The following is a 23567-nucleotide window of genomic DNA, read 5'->3' as shown; positions in this document are numbered from 1 at the left end:
AACTTTCAAATTTACAATATAGATTTTCATTCATTTATCAAGAGGGATAACTTTTTACTGCTACGAAAATAAGTTTTAAAGTATTGATGTTTTGCAACCTTCTGTGACGTCAAATTACTTGCTTCTTTCAAGTTATAGCTTCTAATTGAAAAAGAACCAAACCCCCTGATTTCAATTCTATTATGATATTTCAACGTGTTTGAAAACACTCGAAAGAAACTATCAACTATGTCTGCTATAATGACCTTATCTAACAAAAGGTGTTTTTTTGCCACTTTTGCTATTATATCAGATTTTGTTGCCATTTATATGAAGCACAAGAAGTTATTTGGCAGATAATATTATATTATATTTTTCAACACCTACTACTTCAACTTGTATTTTTTCTGATATAGAAAACTTTTTATTTTCTGGTAAATGCTCTTGATCTACTAAAAGGGTTACATTGTTCTCAACCTCAACGATTAGACCATTTTCCTCTCTCTTACTTACAGTAACCTGAATTTTATCCCCTACTTTAACTTTCTCTATCAGTTCTTCAAGAGGATCATACTCTATTTGCTTTACTCCAAGATAAATTCTTGTCCGATCTACGTTAGCCCTTATCACTTTTGCTTCTATTTCATCACCTACATTATACTTTTTTATCTCATCTGAATTGTTTTTCGACCAACTTAGATTTTGCATATAAATTGTTCCTTCTACGTCCTCAGATATCTCAGAATTATCAAAAGTCACAGATATTTGCGAACCATTGTTGCTTTTAACTTTACCAGAAACAATAGAACCAAGAGGATATTTATCAATAAATACTTGCCAAGGATTCTCTACGCACCTTTTTGTGCTTAAACTCATCTTATTTTTAATAATGTCAATACCGAGAATTTTTACATCCACTTCTTGTCCTATTGTTACAAAACTACTGATTGGTAAATTACTCTTGCTCCAAGTTATTTCTGATGAGTGTACCAAACCCGCAATCCCAGGTTTAATCTCAACAATGAATCCACAATCTTTTATACCCGTTACACATCCTTTGTGTACGCTGTTAATTGGACATTTTGACTCTAGATCTTGCCAAGGATTATCTCCTAATTGTTTTACACCAAGGGAGATTTTTCCATTTTCTCTATCTATTTTTATAATTTTAGTTTTTATATGCTGACCACAAGAAAAAATTGCAGATGGATGACTTACATTACTCCAAGAGATATCTGTAATATGTAGCAGTCCATCTATAACTCCCACTGTATCTGATTCATGAATGCCAACAAATGCACCGTAGTGAGTGATGCTTTTTATTTTGCCTTCTACTACATCACCTTCATTTAAAGATTCTAAAAACTTAATTTTTTCACCAGCATGCAAGTTCTCTAATACCAGCTTTCTTGATACTACAATATTCCCCTGCTTCTTATCCATTTTAAGCACGATGAATTTTTGTTCAGTTTCAATAAGGTGATTAGCATCTTTTATTTGCTTCAAATCCACATGACTCAGCGGTAAAAACGCACTTATTCCATCACCAAGATCAACAATAAAACCGCATTTAATTGAGCGTTTAATGATTCCTGTTACTTCATCTTTTGTAACTGCGCTTTCTTCCAATTTATTCCATTTTTCGTCTCTGATTGCTTTCTCACGACTAAGAACAACATTACCATGGTAATCTTCAATTCTTTCAACATAAACTCTAATTTTCGAGCCAACAGTGATATCATCATTACAACTGAGCTCCTTAATCAGAATTCTTCCGTCTGACTTTAAACCAACATCAACCACAATATCATTAGAATTTCTTCTTGTGATTATACCTTCTACCACATCTCCTTCTTTGATTTTGTTAGCAAAAGAATCTTCACAAAAGTCATTGTCTTGATTATCAAATTGATCTTGAAATATCTCTTCTATGAATCTATTTGATGATAGCCTCTTGATAGCAACTGTACTTTCCATACCTTTTAATTTTAACTTCATTAGAACTCATATATTATATAATATTAATAATTAGTGACAAGTAAATTCTCATTAATTCATTTCGAGAATTGTTTAAGCTATAAAAGATTAAGTTATGTAAGATATGTTATCTAGGAATAATAATTGGATTAGGTCATTTTCCAGAAGATCTAGGTTGAAGTTGAATGTTTTGGAGAAGTATTCTATTAAAAACAGCAAGGAATCTATAAAAAAGATCGTAGACTTACAAAAAAGAATACGAGTAGAAATAGGTTTCGGTAATGGTAAAAATATGCTCCATCAGGCATTCAATGAATCTGATCTATTATTTATAGGATGTGAGCCTTATTTAAAGGGGGTCTCTTCCTTGCTAAAAAGCATAGAAGCACACAGCATAAAAAATATTTTAATATGGACAGAAGATGTAAGAGAATTAATTGTCAATTTTCCTGACCACAGTGTTGAAAAATTCTTTATTCTCTTTCCAGATCCATGGCCAAAAAGAAGTCACAACAAAAGACGGTTAATTAATACGGAATTTTTAAATTTATTAGCAAAAAAAATACTTGTCACAGGTGAAATATTTATTGCAACTGATCATCAGGATTATGCAGAGTGGATAGAGTTACATATAAAGCAGTGTAATTTTTTAACCTATAAGGAAGATAGTTTTGCAAATTATACCCCAACAAAATACCACAGAAAAGCGCTAGAATATCAGCGTAAAATAAAGTTTTTTAAAGTAAATGTTATATCTAAACTGACTTAGATTTACCTCTGCTTGTTAGTACAGATGTGTACATGACACTCTATAGTGCAAGTAGCCTACCATATACTGGGAATAACAGTTTACTGAATTCTTTAATCTCACAAATAGAAAGATCAATAAACTTGATAAACATCAACATTATCAGCCAGCATTGCTTTTGCAACTTCAATTCTACCTTTTTTATGATCGGTTTGGATAATTTTATAACCTATAGCATTTTGTCTAGCAACCAATCTGGTGCTTCTCTACCTTTTTCCCACTTAGCAAATCTCATCTTTTCTTTTAGGTAATATTCTCTATATGCTTCTATTGGGTTACTACATTTATATCGATTAGGTAACGCTTGTGTAAAAGCTTGTATATCAGCTGATCGAAATATTAGCAAATCCTTGTTATTATCGCACCAATCTATAACTTCTTCGGATTTATGCGTTCTTTTGTATCGCAAGCTATATTCTATACACAATTCTTTTCCATGTTTTATTAACCAATCAAAGTTTCCTTTTGATTGTCTAGCCCATAAAGAACAAGGATGGTTTTTGTGAGTAAGTTTATATGGAACTTCTATATTCTGGTTTGTAATGCTGACTAAAGGATTTGGCTCTTTTAATGCTATTGAAAAAACACTGCTAAGCAATTGAGCAGTTTCTAGCGGCATTTTTACTATGTGCTTATCGCATAACATTTGTGCTGCAGTTACAGGATTTTCGTCTAATATAAAGATATTCATCTAAGCACCCAGAGATAGAATTTTTGCGTAGTATTTATTTCAATAAACCCTAAAATATCATTCAGAAAATGGATAAGTTAAATAAGCTCAGTTAAAAAAATTATACACAATTCCGAGGAACCTTTTCAAGCTACAATGAACGTATAGCTACCACTCTAGCAATATTATTTCTCACCCACTGAAGATATTGCACGGTACTGTCTACTTGATCGTCGTGACGGATTTCTGGAAACATTAAAATCTCATACTCAAAGTCGCTAAGCCATACTGCTTGGTTAGGGAGAAAAACCCGCTCAGATTCTATAATTGGGACAATTCGGTGAAATCGAGTTAATTTGTCATCATGTGGTACTATTTGAATAATAGGTAAATCACTGTTTTTCCTGAGCTCCTAAACCAATTGCTGACCGCTTGCTTTTGCTTCGATTAAAATTGCGTGTGGCTTCCACCTTGCAGCCAGCGACAGAACTTTCTCTTTAAGTTTTGGATATTCAAGTTTTGCGCGATATACATCGAGTAAATAGAATGTATTATCTACTTTTGTCCAGGTAGTGCAGACACTAAAGTCACTTGTATTGTTTGTTGAAATTGCAGTATCCCAACTTTGTGTTACATGCAAGAGGCTATCAGGAAAATTTTTATAGCGCTTCAACCACTCTCGTTTAATTATAGCACTTGAAAGTGGTAGAGGGTTTTGTTGGTATTGAGCAGCAAAACCATAACTCCCAAGTTCAGCTTTTATCATCTCAATTTCTTCTTTTCCTTCAGTTAGGGAATACAACAATTGACCTTCTTTTCTTGAGTATATTTCCTGTTCATGCTCTGGAATATGATTATTAACTGAATAAATAATCTCCTTATCTTCAGCTATTATTGGTAAACAGACATGATGCCATATGTTTCTTGGTTTACAGAGGAGGTGACCAGTTAAATCTTCTAAATGGAGTCTGTGCATCACAAGAACGATAACTCCTTTTTTTCTGTCATTGAGCCTGGTTACTAAAGCCTGATCAAACCAGTTTGCAGCACGCTTTCTAAATGTTTCGCTCAAAGCTTGTGCGGGACTTAGTGGATCATCCACGATAATGAAATCTCCACCTTCACCGGTTAATGTTCCCTCAACTGATGTTGCAATCCTACATCCTCTTTGCACTGTTTGAAATTTATATTTAGTGTTTTGATCTTTGCATAATTCTACTTTCGGAAATAGCTCTCTATACCAATCAGATTGCATTATGCACCTTGTATTGAGTGAGTGCTTTTCGCTAAGCAACCGAGAATAACTTGCAACTATTATTCTTGCAGTTGGCTGATTTCCAAGTATCCATGCGGGCCATGCAACACTTACACAAATGGACTTCATTGAACGCGGCGGCATATTGAATATTATTCTTCTTGCTTCACCAGCGCTTGCTGCTTCAAGCCTGTCTGCTATGATTTTTATATATTGATAATCATTATACTCACACCCCGGCACTACCGTTTGAAAGCATAATTCAATGAATTTGAGAAGGTTTATATTGTTCATAAAATTAAGGTTTGTTGATTTTTTTAAGATTTTGTTGTATAATTAAACCAGCATAGTGAGAGTTAAAATATGAAAGAAATAAGAGAGCAAACTGAGAGAGAATTTATAAAAACTCAAAACGGGATGAAAATAGAGACAATTACGCTTCTTGGTAAAAATCAAAACAATAATCAAGGTGAAAAACATCTGATATACTTTATTGGTGGAAATAGAGCGTTAAGCCCTGGTAAAGATTATTCCCCAAATTGGAATTGGGCCACAGAGCAAGGGATAACTGTACATCTTTTTAATTATCCTGGACTTGGTTTAAGTAAAAATAACTCATTGATACGTAGCAATAGAGTTAAATCTGGTGTAGCAGTTGTAACTAACTTATTGGAAAAAGGTATAAAGCCAGATGATATCATATTGTTTGGAGACTGCCTAGGTGGACATGTGGCTGCAGAGGTTCATAAAAATTTTAAGGGTAAGGATATACATTTAAGATGTATCGTTAGCAATGCCGCTAGTTCACTTAAACAAGCGTCTCTTTATTACTTTGGTTTTATGGCAAAATTAAAAATTTTTCTTGCTCCGATAATCAAATTGGTACTAAAGATTTTTGGCTGCCACTGGAAGACATATAAAATCGTAAATTCAATTACTCCTTATACAATGTACTTTAATCGAGAGGGAGATAAAACGATAAAACAGCCAGCGCAACTTGCAACAGAAATAGAAAAAATAGATCAAAGCGGTAGAAGAAAAGATTACCAAAAAAAAGAAGTATTTGAAGGATTTGAGGAATATGAAGAATTTTTCAAGCAGCATATAATATTAAGAAAAAATGATGAGTGTATTGATTCGAAAAAAGCTGATAAAGATATACATAAATTGCCAATTACGTGTTTAAAGTCTTCCAACAAAACTGATTACACTTTTCCTGAGTTGATTAGTTTATATATTTATATTACAGATGAATATTTTTCTAAATATGGCTCATTAAATAATGAAGAGAAGATTAAAGCATTTAAAGAAAGTAAATTTTATAAAGATTTTTCAAGCTGCAAAAATCCAAAGGACTTTTTGCATAATTACATGAAGAAGCAAGAGCATCCTTCGATGTCATTTCAGCATGTGACAATAGAATCTGAGGAAAAAAAGACCTTTCTTAACAAGTCAAAGAAGGCTAGTTGCTCTTAACTTGACGCGTATGCTTTCTTCAATATTTTAGCCATCTGTATCTGTTCAGATGCATGCAAATATTGAAACCAGTGTTTCTTTTCTTATCATCCGAGTACTGGGATCCAGAAGAATTAATTGTGAACAAATAGCTATACGATATTTTCAATAAAATTACAAAAAAGCTGGATTCCACACTGGAATGACACCGTCATAAACTGCTAGAGGTCTTCATAATGTCATTCCAGTCCTCATAGTGTTTATCCCGGCCTTCATAATTTCATCCCAGTGTCCTCTTTCTCTTGTCATCCCAGTACTTGATACTGGGATCCAGATGCATGGCTAATGCTGAAACCAATACTCCCTTTTCTTGTCATACGAGTACTGGGACCCAGAAGACTCAGGTAATAAGAACTAGATTCCAGCGCTACGCGCTGGAATGACACCGTCATAAACTGCTAGGTCTTCATAATGTCATCCCAGTACTGGGATCCAACTAAATTGGTGAACACTTTACAGCATTTTTGATGGAAAGAACTAGATGCCAGTGTCAAGCACTGACCCATTTTTTCCTTAAGTTTTTGCAGCTTGTGTTCTATTACAAAACCACTGTGGTACTAACGAGTGGCAAAATGATAGCAAGTTTTAAATTTTATTTTCAATAACGAAATTTGGCACATCTTGCTACACTTCCAGTTTTTATTGTACAAAAGGGGCTTCTGTCGTCTGTGTCTGACATGAAGCTAATGTTATTCTCCCTCTTCCTTGTACTGGATTTAGCTTGTGAAACGCGTGGTTGAAATCTTCCTTACTCACTACCTTGGACTTTCTTTCAAGAGCAGCGTATATTTTTGCTTCATTAACTAATTGTTCTAACTCAGCTCCAGAATAGCCTTCTGTTTTTTTTGCAATATCTTGAATATTTAGCCTTCCATCAGTTTTTGTATTTTTGGTATAAAGCTCCAATATCTTTTGTCTCGTTTCCACATTTGGATTAGGTATATGAACCCTTTGACCTAAGCGTCCAGGCCTAATAAGTGCTGGATCTATCTCATTGACCAGGTTAGTTGCACCAATTACTATTATATCTTTTCTGCTCTTAAATCCATCTATTTCAGTTAGTAACTGTGTTAAGCTCTCTCGACAGTTGTAAGCTGAGTTATTAGCGGTACTTCTTTTTTGGGCAACTGCATCTATTTCATCTATGAATACTATACAAGGAGAATATTTTCTCGCTACTTTAAAAAGCTCGCGTACAGCATGTGCACCATGACCAATATATACTCCAATAAGTTCTGGACCTGAGATACTTATAAAATTCATATTGGATTCACCTGCAATTGCGCGGGCGATAAGTGTTTTACCATTTCCAGGAGGGCCGTGCAGTATATAACCTTTTAGTGAGTTAATACTTTCACTTCCAAACATCTCACGCATTTCTTCTGTCATTTGGTTACAGCAAATAATCTGCAATCGTTGTTTTAAGGAATCGTCAATTATAACATTAGCAAATGTTGTTTTATTATCTGAATTAGCTAATTCTATTTCTATAGGCAGCTCTACTTCCTTCATTTTACTAAATATTTGATCATATATAAACCAAGCGATAAAAAAGAAAACAGTGAGTAACACAAAAGGCATAGCTTCGCTAATATAATGTGCAGCCAGCTCATATCCTTTACTGAGAAACATTGTATGCATATAGGCAAACAAAAGAGCAATAGAGACCATAATTGCTATGCATAGTAAACAGATAGCAATTCTTTTGAGTAATTCTGAGATTTCAATTTTTTTCATCTTACTGTCTTATATCGATTTTAAACTGAGAACAATTTTATTTAGATTAAATACTAAAAAAATATACCCTTACACTTCTTTGAATTCTACTAAATTCACTTTTAAAAAGCAATTATAATATACTTTGTGCGTGGTTAAGATAGCTCTGGAATAGTATAAAGAACTATGTCATCATTGAAGAGAAACTCATCTGTTGCTGTGTACTCTTTATTAATTTTATAAGAATCATAAACATCGTAATCTGCTTTTGTATGGTAATCACAATATTGAAACTTACCCTCTTTATTGAAAGAGCCAAATTGATCAATTAATGTAGCCATTTTCTTACCTTTTCCACTTTTTGTTAATTCAAATACATCAGCTGGGCAGTGGCCTGAAGAATCTTGATTAGTAGTTCCTTTCACAATAAAAAACGATGGTTTATCGTTAAGTAACTTGCAGAAATCTGGCTTATATTCCTTTTTCATACAGTTTAAACTTATATATTGATATTTATTTGGAACATTTGAGTATTGAGAATCGTACTTTTTATGTTCAAAAAACTTATTACCTAAGAAATTACAAAACGTTAATTTATAATCATCATTATTACTAGACTTAACGACTTTAAGGTAATGAAAGTCTCTAGGAATTTTTATCTCTTCTTCTGTAACGTGATTATGTATGACCAATTGGTCATCAAGCATGCAGTAACCTATTTTCGGTAAAGTAGCTACGAGCTTACCGTTTAACATGATATCTGCTTGATAGATATTATCCGATAACTTCTCTCCTTGCTGCAAAGTAAAATTCTGCTCTGCCTTAGCTGGTGCACTGCATTGCTCAGTTTTAGTTAAGTTTTTTATTATTGTTGATATCTCACTAATTTCTAATATATCATGTTCATTTTTTGTGTATTGATACTTATAGCAACTACCATCTTCACATACTGGAAGACATTTTCCTTCTTCATCTGATATATAGATATAATCACCTTCTATTGTAAAATAAAGTCCACCTTTTTCTTCTTGAATTTTTTGTAGTACTGGGTCATTTTCATCGTTAAAATTGATAAAATTGAGTACTCCAGTTATATCTCTACCAGACAATTTGAGGCCAAAGTTAGGACTATCTTTTATGTTGTAAAGCGAAATCAAGATAGGTTTTGATTCAAGCTTTTCTATAATATTGTTTCTATTTGTACTTATTATAGCTTCTTGTTCTACAATAAGATCCTCTTTAATAGAGTTTCCACTTTCATCAGATCTTTCTGCCTGCAGGGGTAAGTTTCCTTCATATAAAGATATTTTATCTCCCTGCTTCTTTAACTTTAAACCATTAATATCCTCTACTTTAATTGTACCAATATGTGAATGGATAACCTTACTATTTTTGTTTAATATATAATATTCAGCAGGAAGTTTAATCAATTTTTTATAGAGCGGGTTTTTATCCTCTATTTTAAATATATGTTTTTCCATGATATTACCTTAAATAACCGACAACTTGCTGATTAATAGCACTGAGGCTACTAGGAGGAGAGACATAACTCATAAAACTCCTTGGCTGCTCATTATTTGCCACTATTTTTTCAGTATTAACGAAAGCTCTTTGCTGCTCATTGTCTTTTAATCTTTTTTCCATATGATCTTTAAAAGTAAACAAACATTTACTAGTTTGTTTGTAATTAGGGAGTGATTTTTTTGCAGTTATACACAAGAACTTCAACAACTCATTATGATTTTCATCATTAAGTAATGACTTATTGATAATGGTTGACTGCAGTTCCACTGGATCAAAATTTAGACTTTTCTTTGAAATGCCACATTTCACAGCTGTTGCTCCCAATACTTCTTCAAATTTTGTTACAACATCTGCTGCATCTATTATTTTTGCCACTTCCTGTATTTCATTTTTTACTTTATATTCGTCCTGTCCTACCGCAGGGTAAAAGAAATTTATTACTTGAGATATAAATGAAGTTGGTCTGCTTGCTCCGCTCGTCACTGATGATTTTTTAGTTTCCCTCCTTCTTCTGTGTGCACTACAAACTTGATCTGCAGGATTTGTTGTACAAAACATATCTCTTACGCTACTATGCAATGCTTCCGCATTTTCTGCGGATTGAAGTGCTTGATCAGCAGAATCTTCAGCTTCTCCTGTAAGATTCACTGTTTGATTGTGTAGTATTTTAACCTTATCTTCCGTATCTTTAGCTTGTTTGGCAAAACCTTCTGAAGCATTTTTAGCTGCCTCTGCTGCTTTTTTAGCATCCAGAGTTTCATTTTTTGCTTTTCTTATCTCACGTAAAAACTGATCAGCTAATGTAGCACCTATTCCATCTTCTCCCTTGGAACCTGGCAATCCATTCGCACCTGGTTCTCCTTTTTCACCTTTAGAACCTATCTCTCCTTTCTCACCCATATCACCTTTTATTCCCATGGCTCCGTCTAATCCTTTAGGACCAATATCTCCCTTTGTTCCATTTATACCTGGCTCACCCTTGTTGCCTGTAAGACCTTGTGTACCATTGAAGCCCCTTAGACCTGGCTCTCCTTTTGAACCTGGCAACCCATCTGATCCTTTAGGACCTTCTGGACCTTGCAACCCATTCGCACCTGGTTCTCCTTTTTCACCTTTAGAACCTATCTCTCCTTTCTCACCCATATCACCTTTTATTCCCATAGCTCCGTCTAATCCTTTAGGACCAATATCTCCTTTTAATCCGTCTATACCGGGCTCACCCTTGTTACCTGTAAGACCTTGCGTACCATTGAAGCCCCTCAGACCTGGCTCTCCCTTAGGACCTTCTGGACCTTGCAATCCATTTGCACCTGGAGCTCCGATCTCTCCTTTCTCACCCATATCACCTTTTATTCCCATGGCTCCGTCTAATCCTTTAGGACCAATATCTCCCTTTGTTCCATTTATACCTGGCTCACCTTTTATGCCTTTAGGACCAATATCTCCTTTTTCTCCCTTTGGACCTTGGACTTCTCCTGGATTTTTCCTTAGTTCTTCTGCAATGCTTTGTGTTAGCTCGGTATTATTTGCAAGGTTTTCTACTAATGTATGATTAGCATCACTTAGTAACACATCTGCTAGCTCTTCCATTCTGTTATCAGCTAATGCAATGGCTATTCCTGTTTGAATATCTTGATTACTAATAATTCTTCCTGCAACTTGCTTCTCTAATACTAAATCTCCGCCTTGGTCACGATATTCAAGCACCTGATTAGCAATAGTGCCATTATTAATTAATTTTTGTGCAACTTCTTCAGGACTTGCATCTCTACCTTTATCACCTTTAGACCCAGTATCTCCTTTGTCACCTTTAGAACCTATCTTTCCTTTCTCACCCATATCACCTTTTATTCCCATGGCTCCGTCTAATCCTTTAGGACCAATATCTCCCTTTGTTCCATTTATACCTGGCTCTCCCTTAGGACCTTGTGCACCTGGCAATCCATCTGTTCCAGTATCTCCTTTATCACCTTTAGAACCAGTATCTCCTTTGGGACCTTTTATCTTTCCTGGATTTTGTCTCAACTCTTCTGCTATTCCTTCACGTAAGACTGGATCATTTACCAGCACTTTTTTATCTTGATCATCTTTTGCTTCTAGTACTGCTCTTCCTAATTCACCTACTTTTTGAGTGTCAAAGAACTGATGAACAATATTTTCAACTATTGTTTTTGCTGCATTCACATCGCCTTTTAATTTGGCATACTCAAGCAAATACTCAACTAATTTTTCCTTGTCTATTTCTTGCTTCACGATTTCTAGAGCCTTTGGCTGCTTATTTAAATCACTATGAAGCAGAAGATACTTAGCAAGTGCCCAATCGCTCACCTTACCTTTTATAAGATTGTGAGCTTCTATCTCGCTCATACTGCTTCTATCAACAAGTAGTTTAGCAAGCTTTTCTGCAAATTTTTCATATTTTTGGAAGGCTATAGGATCGGGATTATTTTTCTTTGTGGCATCGCTTGTTATCTTACTCACAGTATCTTTTATAATGTTTTTTGCTTCCTCTAAAGAAAGTTTACTTACTACTCCTTCAGTAAGTTTTGCTACATCAATTTTATTCACAAGTTCCTGCGAATTAAGATTAATTTTACCGGCAATCTGAGTTGCAAGATTTTCACCTTTGATACCATTTGCGTTAAGAACTGCTTCTCCTAGCTCAGCTTTTTTACTGGTAACTAATTCAGTTGCAATTTCTATAGCACTTGAGGCATCTCCCTTCTCACCTTTTGAGCCAGTATCTCCTTTAGAACCTTCTGGACCAGGAAAACCTCGGTCACCCTCATTACCTTTGGAACCTTGTTCGCCCTTTAACCCCCGTTCACCGTTACGACCTGGTTCGCCCTTTTGGCCTGGAGGACCTTGTACGCCTTTAACTAACGCTTTTAAAGAATCTTCTCGCTTTACACGCTCACCAAAAAAATGTGCTATTCTTTCTGAAAATCCCATGGAATTAAGCTTATCTTCTTCCATTATAGCTGCTGCTAAAGGATATAGATGGGCTCTGTTAGAAGAAAATTCGGTAACAACTTGATTAATACTTGGAGTTATTCCATTAGTGCCTTGATTTCCTTTTTCTCCTTTAGGTCCTTGATCGCCTTTTGATCCATGCGCACCTGACGATCCAGTATCTCCCTTGTTACCTTGAGGACCAGGCGCTCCATCGAAGCCTCTATTACCTTTTTGTCCCCTTTCACCTGGCTCACCTTTAGGACCTTGTACACCAGTACGTTCTAATCTTTCAATTTTGCGTTTTAAAAGTTTAATTTCTGTTTCTAAATTTATATGTTCTTGAATATTCACATCAACCTCCAAAAAGTTATCAAAATTTTCTAAGTTATAATAATAAGGATATGGACCTGGTCTATTGTCGTGCTCATACCCAAAAGAATTAGGGTTAAAATTATAAAAATTTTTGCATGTGCTATTTTCATACGATATGCAACCAACATAATTATTGCCTAACTTTTTTACTGCGAAATAGGTATCTTGTGCTTTCAAGCTCTCCATTTCATGAAAAGGGAATAACTCGAATGTATTGCTTATACGAGTAAATGCTGAATTGATATCATTCAATATGCCAACTTTTCTACCAATTGAATCATATACCTGAGCGCTCCTATATAATTTGTATATATTTCTTGATTCTTTAAACAAATAGTCTCCTATTTTTATTTCGAGTCTTTTATCAGGTGAACTTTTAAGATCTTCCAAAATAAAACTGACATTTTTGCTACTAATTATGTCTTTTGGATCTATTAAAACTTTCCTGTTTTCTAGCCGTTCATAATAAATACTACAGCTTTCACGATTATATGTGTTAACATAGAAACCATATGTGTAATTCTGAGGTATAAGATCAATAGTAGCGATGATATTAGCTTTGCCATCATAGTAATAATAATAAGGTTTATCAGAGGTAGTAACTAAAGCGAATTTGTAATCATTTCCTACCCTTTCTAGCTTTAATTGTGGCCATTCAGATAAGTCGTTTAGTATACTTGCCACGTCATGCTTCAAATCCCAAATGTGAAAACTCAGATCAATATTGGTGTCGATGATAATGTAAGATACACTAGGCAGGCTAAATGTTGTTTTGTTATTTAATCTTATTTGTGCAGGTATCCTACGACCAGTTCTATTATTACAATCTTTTTGTAGGATACCTTCCTTTTCTAGTTTAAAACGCATCTCCACCTCCCTTTGCGATTAGATATAATTAATTTATGGGTATTAATTATTGATTAATAATGATGATCAGTAAATATAATTATATTTTACACTAATTTAATTATAAATTAACTTGTGAAAGAAAGTTATTTTTTTACAACTGAGCGTAAAAATGCTTTATATTATCGAATTTCTTACCACTCCAGCTCTTTCATCTTATAGATGATGTTGTTCCAGTGCTTGATACTGAAATCTAGTTCTTCCATAATCTCGTTGGAAACGTTTTCAGTATAGGGATAAATTTTATTAATCTACATAAAAGCCCTCACCCTTAGGGTAAAGAAGCTAGTTAAATTTGTCAAGCAATTTTTTCATGACCAGCTAGATAAATAGCTACTTCTTCAATTTGATTGAAGTAAAAAACTGGTTTCCATTGCGGTAAATAAGCAACATTACTGAATCTTTGCCGTCTTTCTTTACTGCTGAATCAATTTGTTTTTGAAAATCATTAGTATTTTCAATATCGATTCCATCTAGTTGAATAATTATATCACCTTTCTTAATAACACGTAGTGTAGAATTACTACTACTATCTACACTAGTAACTACTACACCCTTTGTGGGTGCATTGTTTTTTAGTTCTTTTGGCAAATTTGAAACGGTTAAACCACTTATATAACTAGATGTTGATTTATTTTCTTCTTGATTATTACCTGAATCATCGTTTGCAGATTCCTCGATTGCAACCTTGATATTGACTTCTTTACCTTTTCTAAGTAACTTAACCTGTACTTTCTTTCCGGGCTCAGTTCGTGAAACCATATGAGGTAATTGCGTCATTCTATCAATTTTTTTGCCGTCAAACTCTAATAGTATATCACCTACTTTGATTCCTCCTTTCTCTGCAGGACTGCCCTTTACTACGCTTGCAACTAATGCACCTTTGATATCTTTTAAACTCAAGGATTCAGCAAATTCTTTTGTTATAGGCTGAACTTGCACGCCAAGCCAACCATGTTTTATTTTTTTACCACTTTTTAATGTGTCAATAATTGAAATAGCTAGATTAGATGGTATAGCAAAGCCTATACCCACGTTACCGCCAGACTCAGATGGGGAATAAATAGCAGTATTAATACCTATAACTTTTCCATTTAGATGAAATAGTGGTCCCCCTGAGTTACCTCTATTAATTGCAGCATCAGTTTGAATAAATTCATTCATAGTACCAATACTAATGTCTCTAGATCTTGCAGACACAATCCCTGTACTTACAGAGCCACCCAAACCAAAAGGGTTGCCTATTGCAATAACTGTATCACCAACTCTTGCTTTGTCAGAATTACCAAATTCAACACAAGGAAGATCTTTATCAGAATTAATCTTAAGCACAGCAAGATCAGTTTTTGCATCATAGCCTAAAACTTCTGCTTTGAAATAAGTATTATCGTTCATAGTAACTGTAATATCTTGGGCATTTTTAATAACGTGATAGTTGGTTACTATGGTTCCACTTTTATCTATAATAAATCCAGACCCAAGTAACGTCACTTCTCTATTAATGCTAGGAGCTCTATCGAAAAATTGATCAAAATGCTCGAAAAATTCTCTAAAGTCATCAAAGAAATTATTTCTTGGCGTAAAGGGAATTTTAGTTCTACTGTTATTTTCTTGCTTAACTATTTGCTCACTTGAAATATTTACAACTGCGGGAATAAGTTCTTCCACTATATCAGCAAGCCCTTTATTACAACTACATACAGGATCTGCAACTGTTTTTGCAAACAGATTAGCATATGAAGAAAATGAAATTAAAAAATATGCAAATATAGATAAAATAAATGCTTTACTTTTCATAAACTATTTCCATCCCTTGTTCAAAATATCTAAGAAATTATTATTTGGTGAAAGCACAAATTTAGTATTACCCTCAGCAAATGATTTACTGTAAGCTTTCATAGAGCGATAAAAGTTAAAAAACTCTTCATCAACCTTGAATGCCTCATTATAGATTCTAGTTGCTTCAGCATAACCACGGCCTCTTATTTCATGTGATTCTTTTACTGCACTAGAGACAATTCCCCTTTTTAATTTATCAGCTTTTGATCTAATTTCTTGTCCAGCTTGTTCTCCTTCTGCTCTAATTTCTTTTGCTTCCTTTTCTCTTTCAGTTTGCATGCGGCGGAATATTGCAGAACTATTTTCTTCTGGTAGATCTGCTCTCTTAATTCTTACATCTATTATCTCTATGCCAAATTTTCCAGCTTCAGAATAAACTCCACGTTGAATTAATTGCATCACTTCTGATCTCTTTTCATTCAACAAACTAATTAATGAAAATCTTCCTATATTCTCCCTTATGTGAGCTTCTATGACAGGATATAATCTTCTAACTAGCCCTGATTCATTTTTCACAGTTTGATAAAAAGTAATAGGATCTATTATTTTATATTTTGCATAAGCATCTACTATAATACGCTTTTGATCTGCAGTTATCACTTCCCTTGGAGTTTTATCAGGACTTAAATCTAAAATTCTCTTATCAAGAAATTCTACGTTATTTATAAATGGCAATTTAAAATATAAACCACTGTCCCTAACATCTTTTACGACTTTACCGAGTTGTATAACTATTGCTTGTTTTGTTTCTTGAACAACGAAGATTGAATTAGATAATGCAATCAATAACACAACAAATACAAAAGCAAAAACAATTTTAATATTACTACTCATGACTATTTTCCTAGATTTGTAAGGGGTAAATAAGAGAACATACCTTTCAGATCGTCTGTTATAACAAACTTATCTACCTTGCTAAAAATATTTTCCATAGTTTCAAGATAGATACGGTTCTTAACAAGAGAAGGATTTTGTCTATATTCTTCATGAAGAGATAAAAAGCGATTTGCATTACCTTTTGCTTCATTTATTATTTCATTCTCGTATGCTTCTGCATCTAATTTTATCTTTATTGCTTCACCTTTTGCACGAGGTATAATATCATTACTGTAAGCGTATGCTTCGTTTATGGTACGCTCCTTATCTGCGCGAGCACTTTGTACATCCCTAAATGAGCTAATCACCTTTTCTGGTGGATCAATTTTTTTCATTTGAACGGATAAAATCTCTATACCCATTTGATATCCATCAAGAATCTGTTGCAATAAAATTCTAGTATCTCTGGAAATTTCAGCCCTGCCTTGACCTTCGAGTGCAAAAGAGATCGTATTCTTACCTATTATTTCTCTCATAGCACTTTCAGCAGCATTTTTAACGCTAAAACCAGGTTTATAATCCCGTACTTTGAATAAATAATCTTTAGCATCCCTGACTCTCCATTGGACCTCAAAGTTAACGTTGACTATGTTCTCATCTCCGGTAAGCATCACTCCTTCACCACGATCTGTATCTCGCCCATAAGAGCTGCTTATCCCAATTTCTTCACGATTTACTTCTTTAACGTTCACTTTAAAAACCTTGCCAATAGGGTAGGGGAAGTGATAACGCAAACCAGATGTTTCTGTATTGGAATATTTGCCAAAAGTAAGTTCTATACCTTCCTCACTCGGATGGACAATATAGAAACCAGTACAAAAATAAAACAACAAAACAATGAAAATGATGAAATAAAGTTTTTTCCCTCTATTTCTGGTTAAGCCATTAAAAAAGCATCTTATATCAGACACAGCTTTACTTAAAATATCTTCATTACCTGGACCTGACGGTTTCTTTCCAAGATTCCAAGGATTACGCTCATCCATAAAAATTATTAATTGTATAACTAATACGCTGATATTACTTAATCTTATCAAAAAATGCAAAACTATTTTGTTTACAAATTAATGATCAGATTGAAGGATGTGATCATACACTTCCTTTTTTTCTATATGTTATGGTCAATTCTACAGAATTTCTAGCTTTTTTTGAATTCTTTATTGTCGTTTTTGATAAGTATCGTTAGTTGTATATTAATTATTAACATAAAAGACAATGCCTGGGATTTAGGAAACTTAATTTTAATCAAGTAGCTGCATAATAAATCATTGTCAAGTGATGGAATGACATTATCTACTATGCAAATTACAATGTTCAAACAATTGTGTATCTGAGTTTTGAGATGACGAAACTAGAGTTGTATAATCTATACATATTTGTGATAACTTCTCACCTTCGCTCAAATAACTTTTCAATGTCGCTTAATTTCATTTCTATATAGGTTGGCCTTCCGTGATTACATTGTCCAGAATAAGGTGTCTTTTCCATTTGCCTCAATAATTCATTCATCTCCTCCAATTTCATCTTTCTGCCTGCTCTTATTGATCCATAACAAGCAATTGTGGCTAGTATTTTATTCACCTTATCCTCTATAGGTAATGTATCTTCTATTTCTGTTAGTCTATCCACTATATCAATGAGCATTCTCTTTGTGTCTACTGCTCCTAAGATTGCAGGAACTTCTTTTACTATGATCTTATTTTCTGATTTAATTTCAATCTCAAAACCCATCTCAAAAAGTTTATCTTTATAAGTTTTAATCATCTCCATTCCAGCTTGATTTTTGATTTCAACCATTTCAGGCAAAAGAAGTTTTTGTCTTTTTATACTTGATTTCTCCTTTAAGCACTCGTATACTAGTCTTTCATGGGCTGCATGCTGATCTACTATAATTAGTTTGTCTCTTACCTCAGCAATAATATAAGTATTGTAGATTTGACAGTGTGCAAACCCAAGTGGATAGTCCCTTATTAGATCGGTTTGTTTCCTTTCCAAAATTGTAGTTTCTGCTCGTGTAGGAGATTTTTGCATACCAGTATAATCAAACGATTTTGAATGTTCTGATAAGCTTTTTGTCTCTATATTTGGAGAAGTAAATTCTCTCATTAACTGGTTTTCAAAAGGATCCGACCTTCTTCCATAAAATTCATTTTTAAGACTAGACCTACTAAAAGGATCTGATGATAGATGATTCGTTGTTGTTCCAGTCTGGGCCAATACAGTTTCTACAAGATCTATTCTCTTTGATAGCACTTTTATTAGCCCCCTTCTCACTATTTCATATATTAGCCTCTTGTTCTGAAACCTTACCTCTGATTTATTTGGATGAACATTTACATCAACTTGATCATACGGTATCTCTAAGTGCAGCGCTGCAAAAGGATATCTATTGTTTGGAATAAGGTCGTGATACGCATAACGAATTGCACCAATAAGTAGATTATCTTTAATTGGTCTACCATTAACAAATGTATAGATCTGAGTTGAATTGCTACGATTGACAGTAGGTTTACAGATGTATCCTGTAAGCCTAATGCCATCTTCTTCTTCACTAATTTGCAAAGAGTTTTCATGAAATTCTTCTTCTACTTCGCATAGCCTGCTAAATAATGAGGTCTGCTTAGCATACTTAAGAAGCTTCTTATTATCGGAGATAAGAGTAAACTCAATTCCATAATTGATCATTGCTAAGTTGTTTACAATATCAACAATGCTTTGTGTTTCTGCCCTTTCGGTTTTGAGAAATTTTAGTCTATTTGGTGTGGCAAAAAATAAATCTCGTACTTCAATATATGTTCCTATCGATAAAGGATAAGGAACAAGCTCTCCTATTTTTTCTCCCCCCTCATACCTTATAGACCATGCTTGATCTGCTTTGCTTGCCTTAGATGATAATTTTATTCTGCTTACTGCTGCAATTGAAGGCAAAGCTTCTCCTCTAAAGCCAAGATGCTTGATCTCTATCAATTCACTGTCACTCAATTTTGAAGTAGCATGGCGCATAAACGCAAGTTCTAAATCATCCTTTTTTACTCCGCTACCATCATCGATTACAGTAATGAGGTTACGCCCACCACTTTCTATCTTAATTTCTATCTCTGAGCTTCTGGCATCTATTGCATTTTCCACTAATTCCTTTACCACACTTGCAGGCCTTTCTATTACTTCTCCTGCTGCTATACGATTTATGGTTTTTGTATCTAAAAGAACTATTGCCATTATAATGTTGGTTTTTCTTTTACTGCTTGAGTTTGCTCCTCTCTCCATTTTTTTAATCTATCTGCAATTTCACTATTAGAAATCGACAATATAGATGCAGCAGTAATAGCGGCATTGCATGCTCCACTCTCTCCTATAGACATTGTTGCAACTGGAACACCTTTTGGCATCTGCACTATAGATAATAGACTATCTAGCCCATTTAATTGTTTGCTATGCACAGGAATACCGATAACAGGTAAATAAGTAAGCGATGCAGTCATACCAGGTAAATGAGCCGCTCCTCCTGCACCAGCTATAATAACCTTAAAGCCTTTTTCTTGAGCAGACTTAGTAAAATTAAAGAGTCTCTCTGGTGTTCTGTGTGCGGATATTATAAATACATCATGTGAAATTTCCAATTCTTTTAATAGGTTAATAGCATGCACCATAGTGCCATAATCCGACTCGCTTCCCATAATTACAGCAACATCCTTTTTCATTTTTTCTGTATTAGACATGATTTTATTTACTAACCAAATAGTATTTCAGAAGCAACAGATATTTAAATTAAATTACGAATATGATATAGCATTCTCATTAAATAGAAACTTTAAAAATTGAAATGAATCCCTATATTAAAATATAGAGGTATAAATTTCGGATATTAAGGGTCTATTCATATCTATAAGAGTATTAGAGACTTACCTTTTGACAATAGGGCAAAGATCTCTACAGTTAAATCCTTTTATTTGTTTCTTTGCAACTACTTTTTTATATATGTTTCAAAACACTTTCTTTACTTCCGCTATGTTTTTTACTTCATTTATTAAAATAATCTTGCCATTTTGAAAACATTGTTGATTCACTGAAGCCACTTTTTAGGACCTGTAACACTATGTAAAATACATCCTAAATCAACTATGTTTTTTTTAATTTTTCATTTGTATAATTTTGCAACTTTACCCAACCATATAGATAATAAAAACCCGTTTGTCATAGAAACAGAATTCTATATCAAACAGCTACTGCAACAATTTCCATTTAATCTATGTGAACAAGCACTTTAAGTTTGTGTGGACGCACAATATTCATTTCAATTACTGCTATGTAAATTTTAAACATTCAAATTAATTGCCTCTTTAAGCCTTGCATTAGCAATTACTATAATTTTACGCATTAGAGCTGTTATAGCTACCATCTTCTTCTTACCACTTTCAACAAGCTTAGAATAAAAGGTGCCAAGTGCAGATTTGGACCTTGCAGCAGACATGGCAGATGTAAAGAGCTTTGAACGAACATTACTTCTACCTCCTATAATCCTTCGGTAACCAACAGTTTTACCACTTTCCCTAGGATGAGGTGCTACTCCGGCAAGACTTGCTACTTCTTTTCTACTTAAGTAGCCAAGCTCTGGCATTAAACACAAAAAATCTTGTGATAACTTTTTGCCTATTCCAGGAACTGTTTTAAGGATTTTTTGACGTTGTTGTAGCTCATGGCTTTCATCAATAATTTTTTGTATAGTGTCATTGAGTTCGTTTATTTGATTATTGAAAAATTCAATGGTCTTCTGGCAACTTTCCTTTATATGGTCATTTTCAGGAGCTTCCAGTCTACACTTTTCCTGAGCTCTCATTTGCGTAATGTCATCACGACGTTGACAAAGTGCAACCAGGGTTGATTGTTCTTTTGATTGTAGGTACAAATAGAGAGAGAGTTCTATGGCGTTCAAATCCATATTGAGCAAGAGCCCTCGCATCTGATTTATCAGACTTTGCTACAGTTCCGTGAGACAAGATAAAGCTTTTTACTTTACGAGTATTAGCTCGATGTACTGCAATATTCTTGTCAATAAGAAAATGTGACAAACCAAGCTCATATTTTCCTGTGTTTTCCAAAGTTACTAAAGAATTAGGTAGAATATCTGAAAACTTTTGAAATAATTGTTGCCAAACATCAGAATCATTGTCAAATTTGACAGCGTTCTTCTGTTTGTGAATTGCAACGACATTTTTAAATTTTCCGATATCAATGCCAATAAAATTTTGATAAGATGTAACCATAACAAACCTCGATAGTTTTAGTTAATTTAAGATTGTAAACGGGTGCATATATATGTCCCAAGCAACTATTCAAACGTATCGAGAGATGGGCTAGTGTACCTTGATTTAAACGGTTGTAGTACCAATATTCTTCCGGTCGCACACGCCCATGATAGTCCTATTCCTATAGTGAGTAGGGCTATCTTTCCCTCTTATCCTCTTTTATATCACATTTTCAACTTACAATATTCTTGATTTTGTTTCTTTCTACAGAACTCTACTCAGTTTTTCTCCTACTCATCTTGCTCTGTTTTCATAATTTACATACTCTATCTCCGGCTTTATTCCTTTCTTGAGATCATGTACAGTCTCTAAAACGAGTTTGTAAAATGATTATTTCTGTATTTTAAACTTTGCAATTTCAACTTATTCTCTTTAATAGTAAGTTTTTTACAAAATAATAGTTTGAAATTACTAGTATTTTGATAAAAATTATAGTCAATTTAAAACTTTGAGTATCAGATAATTATTGACAAGTTATATACTATTAATATATTGGTATATTAAATATTATGATATAATATTTAATAAAGCTAGTTGGTATGTGAGAGTAAAAATTATGGAAACAATATCATTAAACAATCTGGATAGTGAAGCAATAAAAAAAAAATTGCTTGGCATAATAAGTAAAATTATAGGAAAAAATACTTGGACTCAAGCTGGTGCGGCTGAGAAACTTGGTATTGATCAACCAAAGGTGTCACAAATTAAAAGTGGTAAGATAAGTGGTTTTTCTTTAGAGAGACTGTTAGGTTTTTTGAAAAAGCTTGATCATGAAATAACAATTACAATAACAGAAAATCAATCAGTAAAAGCTAAAGAAGAAAAAGTAGAATGTAGAATTGGATCTCAATAGATCTGAAGTTGACATCTTATTTTTTGTGATATAGTATAAAGCTTATCAAGGTAGTATTTTATGGTTGAGTCTATTGTAGAAAAGTGTGTAGAACAGGTACACAACCGTTTTAAATTGGTTCTGCTAGCAAGTCAAAGAACGCATGATTTGAGTACAGGGGCAAGCGATCCCGTTGAAATGGTTAAGTTTAAAGATCATAAGGATACGATAGTTTCTTTATATGAAATAGCGGAAAAGAAGGTGAATACTCATGAGTTGTTTAACCTTTTGGTCAAAAGGTGCAAGGAGCACATGAAAGGAAACACAGATAATACTTATATTAATACTCCAAGTAAGCTAGCAAATTTGTTAAATTTTTCTGATCATCAACTTAACACAAGTCTGGATGTAAGTCAAGAAAGCCACGATGATGAAATAGATGATCAAGATAGTGGTGAAGAAGTACCGATTTAGAAATCTGCAGAGGTTATAATAGTTTATAAATGATTAGTATTGCTATCTATGTGCTTTTGTTCTGTATGAGTGTAATGTTATGTTGTATAGTATTTAGGTCAAGTGATGTTTACAATAAGATTTTAGCATTCAATAATTTATCAACACAATTAGTTTTACTCATAACAGCAATATCGATTGTTCTGAATGATTTTTTTTTAATTGATATAGCATTACTATATGCTAGCATTAGCTTTATATCAACTATAGCGCTAATGAGATTAATGTTGTTTTGATAATTTATGGTAGCATCCATTCTCATATTTTTAGGTGTTTGTTTAATAGTCATTTCAAGCGTAGGAGTAGTAGTATTTCCTGATTTCTATACTAGACTACATGCTGCAGGTATTGCAGATTCTAGTGGCGCAATGTTGTTGTTGATTGGTTTTGCTTGGCAAAATGAATTTTCAATCAATACTATTAAAGTTATATTATTAATTTTTATAATATGGATAGCCAATTCAACTAACAGTTATATTTTAGCGCGTACTTATTATAAAAGTAAAGACTATTAAAGAAGGTTA

Annotated in this window: 17 protein-coding genes and 2 pseudogenes; 6 read left to right on the top strand and 13 right to left on the bottom strand. The window is 33.6% G+C overall.

Annotated features, from left to right (window positions below; genetic code table 11):
• Window positions 1–26 precede the first annotated feature (26 nt).
• Together ABWU33_RS07130 and ABWU33_RS07125 are read right to left on the bottom strand one after the other, a co-directional pair.
• Window positions 27–305: an HU family DNA-binding protein gene (locus tag ABWU33_RS07130; protein WP_211907712.1), complete on the bottom strand. Its 279-nt coding sequence runs from the start codon at window positions 303–305 to the stop codon at window positions 27–29.
• Window positions 306–324: 19 nt separating this feature from the next.
• Window positions 325–1977 (bottom strand): 30S ribosomal protein S1, encoded by a 1653-nt coding sequence (locus ABWU33_RS07125; RefSeq protein ID WP_264337808.1) that lies wholly within the window; start codon window positions 1975–1977, stop codon window positions 325–327.
• Window positions 1978–2080: 103 nt separating this feature from the next.
• Here ABWU33_RS07125 and trmB point away from each other — a divergent pair, with 103 nt between their 5' ends.
• Window positions 2081–2725, top strand: coding sequence for a tRNA (guanosine(46)-N7)-methyltransferase TrmB (gene trmB / locus ABWU33_RS07120; RefSeq protein ID WP_353280682.1), 645 nt, complete (start codon window positions 2081–2083; stop codon window positions 2723–2725).
• A gap of 208 nt (window positions 2726–2933) precedes the next feature.
• On the opposite strand, the gene ABWU33_RS07115 is transcribed toward trmB, so the two are convergent.
• Window positions 2934–3455, bottom strand: a complete 522-nt coding sequence (locus ABWU33_RS07115; protein WP_211907715.1) for a pyrimidine dimer DNA glycosylase/endonuclease V — start codon at window positions 3453–3455, stop codon at window positions 2934–2936.
• 130 nt (window positions 3456–3585) lie between these two features.
• Window positions 3586–4983 (bottom strand): annotated as a pseudogene (terL, locus tag ABWU33_RS07110) (phage terminase large subunit).
• 69 nt (window positions 4984–5052) lie between these two features.
• Between terL and ABWU33_RS07105 the strand changes: the two are divergent.
• On the top strand, window positions 5053–6165 hold the full coding sequence (locus ABWU33_RS07105; RefSeq protein ID WP_353280681.1) for an alpha/beta hydrolase: 1113 nt from the start codon (window positions 5053–5055) through the stop codon (window positions 6163–6165).
• 678 nt (window positions 6166–6843) lie between these two features.
• On the opposite strand, the gene ABWU33_RS07100 is transcribed toward ABWU33_RS07105, so the two are convergent.
• From ABWU33_RS07100 to ABWU33_RS07060, 9 genes and pseudogenes are all read right to left on the bottom strand, one after another.
• A complete protein-coding gene (locus ABWU33_RS07100; RefSeq protein ID WP_353280680.1) occupies window positions 6844–7836 on the bottom strand; it encodes an AAA family ATPase in 993 nt (330 codons plus the stop codon).
• Between the two features lie 239 nt (window positions 7837–8075).
• On the bottom strand, window positions 8076–9401 hold the full coding sequence (locus ABWU33_RS07095; RefSeq protein ID WP_211907719.1) for a hypothetical protein: 1326 nt from the start codon (window positions 9399–9401) through the stop codon (window positions 8076–8078).
• Between the two features lie 4 nt (window positions 9402–9405).
• Window positions 9406–13638 (bottom strand): collagen-like protein, encoded by a 4233-nt coding sequence (locus tag ABWU33_RS07090; protein WP_353280679.1) that lies wholly within the window; start codon window positions 13636–13638, stop codon window positions 9406–9408.
• 372 nt (window positions 13639–14010) lie between these two features.
• On the bottom strand, window positions 14011–15474 hold the full coding sequence (locus ABWU33_RS07085) for a DegQ family serine endoprotease (protein ID WP_211907721.1): 1464 nt from the start codon (window positions 15472–15474) through the stop codon (window positions 14011–14013).
• A 3-nt stretch (window positions 15475–15477) separates the two neighbouring features.
• Complete coding sequence (gene hflC, locus ABWU33_RS07080) at window positions 15478–16350, bottom strand: protease modulator HflC (RefSeq protein ID WP_211907722.1); 873 nt, start codon at window positions 16348–16350, stop codon at window positions 15478–15480.
• A 2-nt stretch (window positions 16351–16352) separates the two neighbouring features.
• Window positions 16353–17378, bottom strand: coding sequence for an FtsH protease activity modulator HflK (hflK, locus tag ABWU33_RS07075; protein ID WP_211907723.1), 1026 nt, complete (start codon window positions 17376–17378; stop codon window positions 16353–16355).
• A gap of 403 nt (window positions 17379–17781) precedes the next feature.
• Window positions 17782–19611: a DNA mismatch repair endonuclease MutL gene (gene mutL, locus ABWU33_RS07070; protein ID WP_211907724.1), complete on the bottom strand. Its 1830-nt coding sequence runs from the start codon at window positions 19609–19611 to the stop codon at window positions 17782–17784.
• The gene (purE, locus tag ABWU33_RS07065) at window positions 19611–20111 is read right to left on the bottom strand and encodes a 5-(carboxyamino)imidazole ribonucleotide mutase (RefSeq protein ID WP_214249852.1); all 501 of its coding nucleotides are present in this window, start codon (window positions 20109–20111) and stop codon (window positions 19611–19613) included. Before purE ends, mutL begins: the two co-directional genes overlap by 1 nt.
• Window positions 20112–20707: 596 nt before the next feature.
• Window positions 20708–21656, bottom strand: a pseudogene (locus tag ABWU33_RS07060) (IS110 family transposase).
• Between the two features lie 598 nt (window positions 21657–22254).
• Here ABWU33_RS07060 and ABWU33_RS07055 point away from each other — a divergent pair.
• Genes ABWU33_RS07055 through mnhG form a run of 4 tightly spaced genes read left to right on the top strand, consistent with a single transcriptional unit; the run spans window position 22255 to window position 23558 of the window.
• Window positions 22255–22551, top strand: a complete 297-nt coding sequence (locus tag ABWU33_RS07055; protein WP_353280678.1) for a helix-turn-helix domain-containing protein — start codon at window positions 22255–22257, stop codon at window positions 22549–22551.
• A 60-nt stretch (window positions 22552–22611) separates the two neighbouring features.
• Window positions 22612–23004, top strand: coding sequence for a DNA-directed RNA polymerase subunit omega (gene rpoZ, locus ABWU33_RS07050; RefSeq protein WP_353280677.1), 393 nt, complete (start codon window positions 22612–22614; stop codon window positions 23002–23004).
• A 29-nt stretch (window positions 23005–23033) separates the two neighbouring features.
• On the top strand, window positions 23034–23279 hold the full coding sequence (locus ABWU33_RS07045) for a monovalent cation/H+ antiporter complex subunit F (RefSeq protein WP_012481980.1): 246 nt from the start codon (window positions 23034–23036) through the stop codon (window positions 23277–23279).
• 6 nt (window positions 23280–23285) lie between these two features.
• On the top strand, window positions 23286–23558 hold the full coding sequence (gene mnhG / locus ABWU33_RS07040) for a monovalent cation/H(+) antiporter subunit G (protein ID WP_012481981.1): 273 nt from the start codon (window positions 23286–23288) through the stop codon (window positions 23556–23558).
• Window positions 23559–23567 lie beyond the last annotated feature (9 nt).

The organism is Wolbachia endosymbiont (group B) of Cyclophora punctaria (assembly GCF_964028235.1).
Classification (GTDB): domain Bacteria; phylum Pseudomonadota; class Alphaproteobacteria; order Rickettsiales; family Anaplasmataceae; genus Wolbachia.
This window is presented reverse-complemented; position numbering and strand designations above follow the sequence as displayed.

What these genes read in the sequence shown, in the direction of transcription:
- ABWU33_RS07130 (WP_211907712.1), bottom strand. Translation starts at nt 305, where the DNA reads ATGGCAACAAAATCTGATATAATAGCAAAAGTGGCAAAAAAACACCTT.
- ABWU33_RS07125 (WP_264337808.1), bottom strand. Translation starts at nt 1,977, where the DNA reads ATGAAGTTAAAATTAAAAGGTATGGAAAGTACAGTTGCTATCAAGAGG.
- trmB (WP_353280682.1), top strand. Translation starts at nt 2,081, where the DNA reads ATGTTATCTAGGAATAATAATTGGATTAGGTCATTTTCCAGAAGATCT.
- ABWU33_RS07115 (WP_211907715.1), bottom strand. Translation starts at nt 3,455, where the DNA reads ATGAATATCTTTATATTAGACGAAAATCCTGTAACTGCAGCACAAATG.
- ABWU33_RS07105 (WP_353280681.1), top strand. Translation starts at nt 5,053, where the DNA reads ATGAAAGAAATAAGAGAGCAAACTGAGAGAGAATTTATAAAAACTCAA.
- ABWU33_RS07100 (WP_353280680.1), bottom strand. Translation starts at nt 7,836, where the DNA reads ATGTTTCTCAGTAAAGGATATGAGCTGGCTGCACATTATATTAGCGAA.
- ABWU33_RS07095 (WP_211907719.1), bottom strand. Translation starts at nt 9,401, where the DNA reads ATGGAAAAACATATATTTAAAATAGAGGATAAAAACCCGCTCTATAAA.
- ABWU33_RS07090 (WP_353280679.1), bottom strand. Translation starts at nt 13,638, where the DNA reads ATGCGTTTTAAACTAGAAAAGGAAGGTATCCTACAAAAAGATTGTAAT.
- ABWU33_RS07085 (WP_211907721.1), bottom strand. Translation starts at nt 15,474, where the DNA reads ATGAAAAGTAAAGCATTTATTTTATCTATATTTGCATATTTTTTAATT.
- hflC (WP_211907722.1), bottom strand. Translation starts at nt 16,350, where the DNA reads ATGAGTAGTAATATTAAAATTGTTTTTGCTTTTGTATTTGTTGTGTTA.
- hflK (WP_211907723.1), bottom strand. Translation starts at nt 17,378, where the DNA reads ATGGATGAGCGTAATCCTTGGAATCTTGGAAAGAAACCGTCAGGTCCA.
- mutL (WP_211907724.1), bottom strand. Translation starts at nt 19,611, where the DNA reads ATGGCAATAGTTCTTTTAGATACAAAAACCATAAATCGTATAGCAGCA.
- purE (WP_214249852.1), bottom strand. Translation starts at nt 20,111, where the DNA reads ATGTCTAATACAGAAAAAATGAAAAAGGATGTTGCTGTAATTATGGGA.
- ABWU33_RS07055 (WP_353280678.1), top strand. Translation starts at nt 22,255, where the DNA reads ATGGAAACAATATCATTAAACAATCTGGATAGTGAAGCAATAAAAAAA.
- rpoZ (WP_353280677.1), top strand. Translation starts at nt 22,612, where the DNA reads ATGGTTGAGTCTATTGTAGAAAAGTGTGTAGAACAGGTACACAACCGT.
- ABWU33_RS07045 (WP_012481980.1), top strand. Translation starts at nt 23,034, where the DNA reads ATGATTAGTATTGCTATCTATGTGCTTTTGTTCTGTATGAGTGTAATG.
- mnhG (WP_012481981.1), top strand. Translation starts at nt 23,286, where the DNA reads ATGGTAGCATCCATTCTCATATTTTTAGGTGTTTGTTTAATAGTCATT.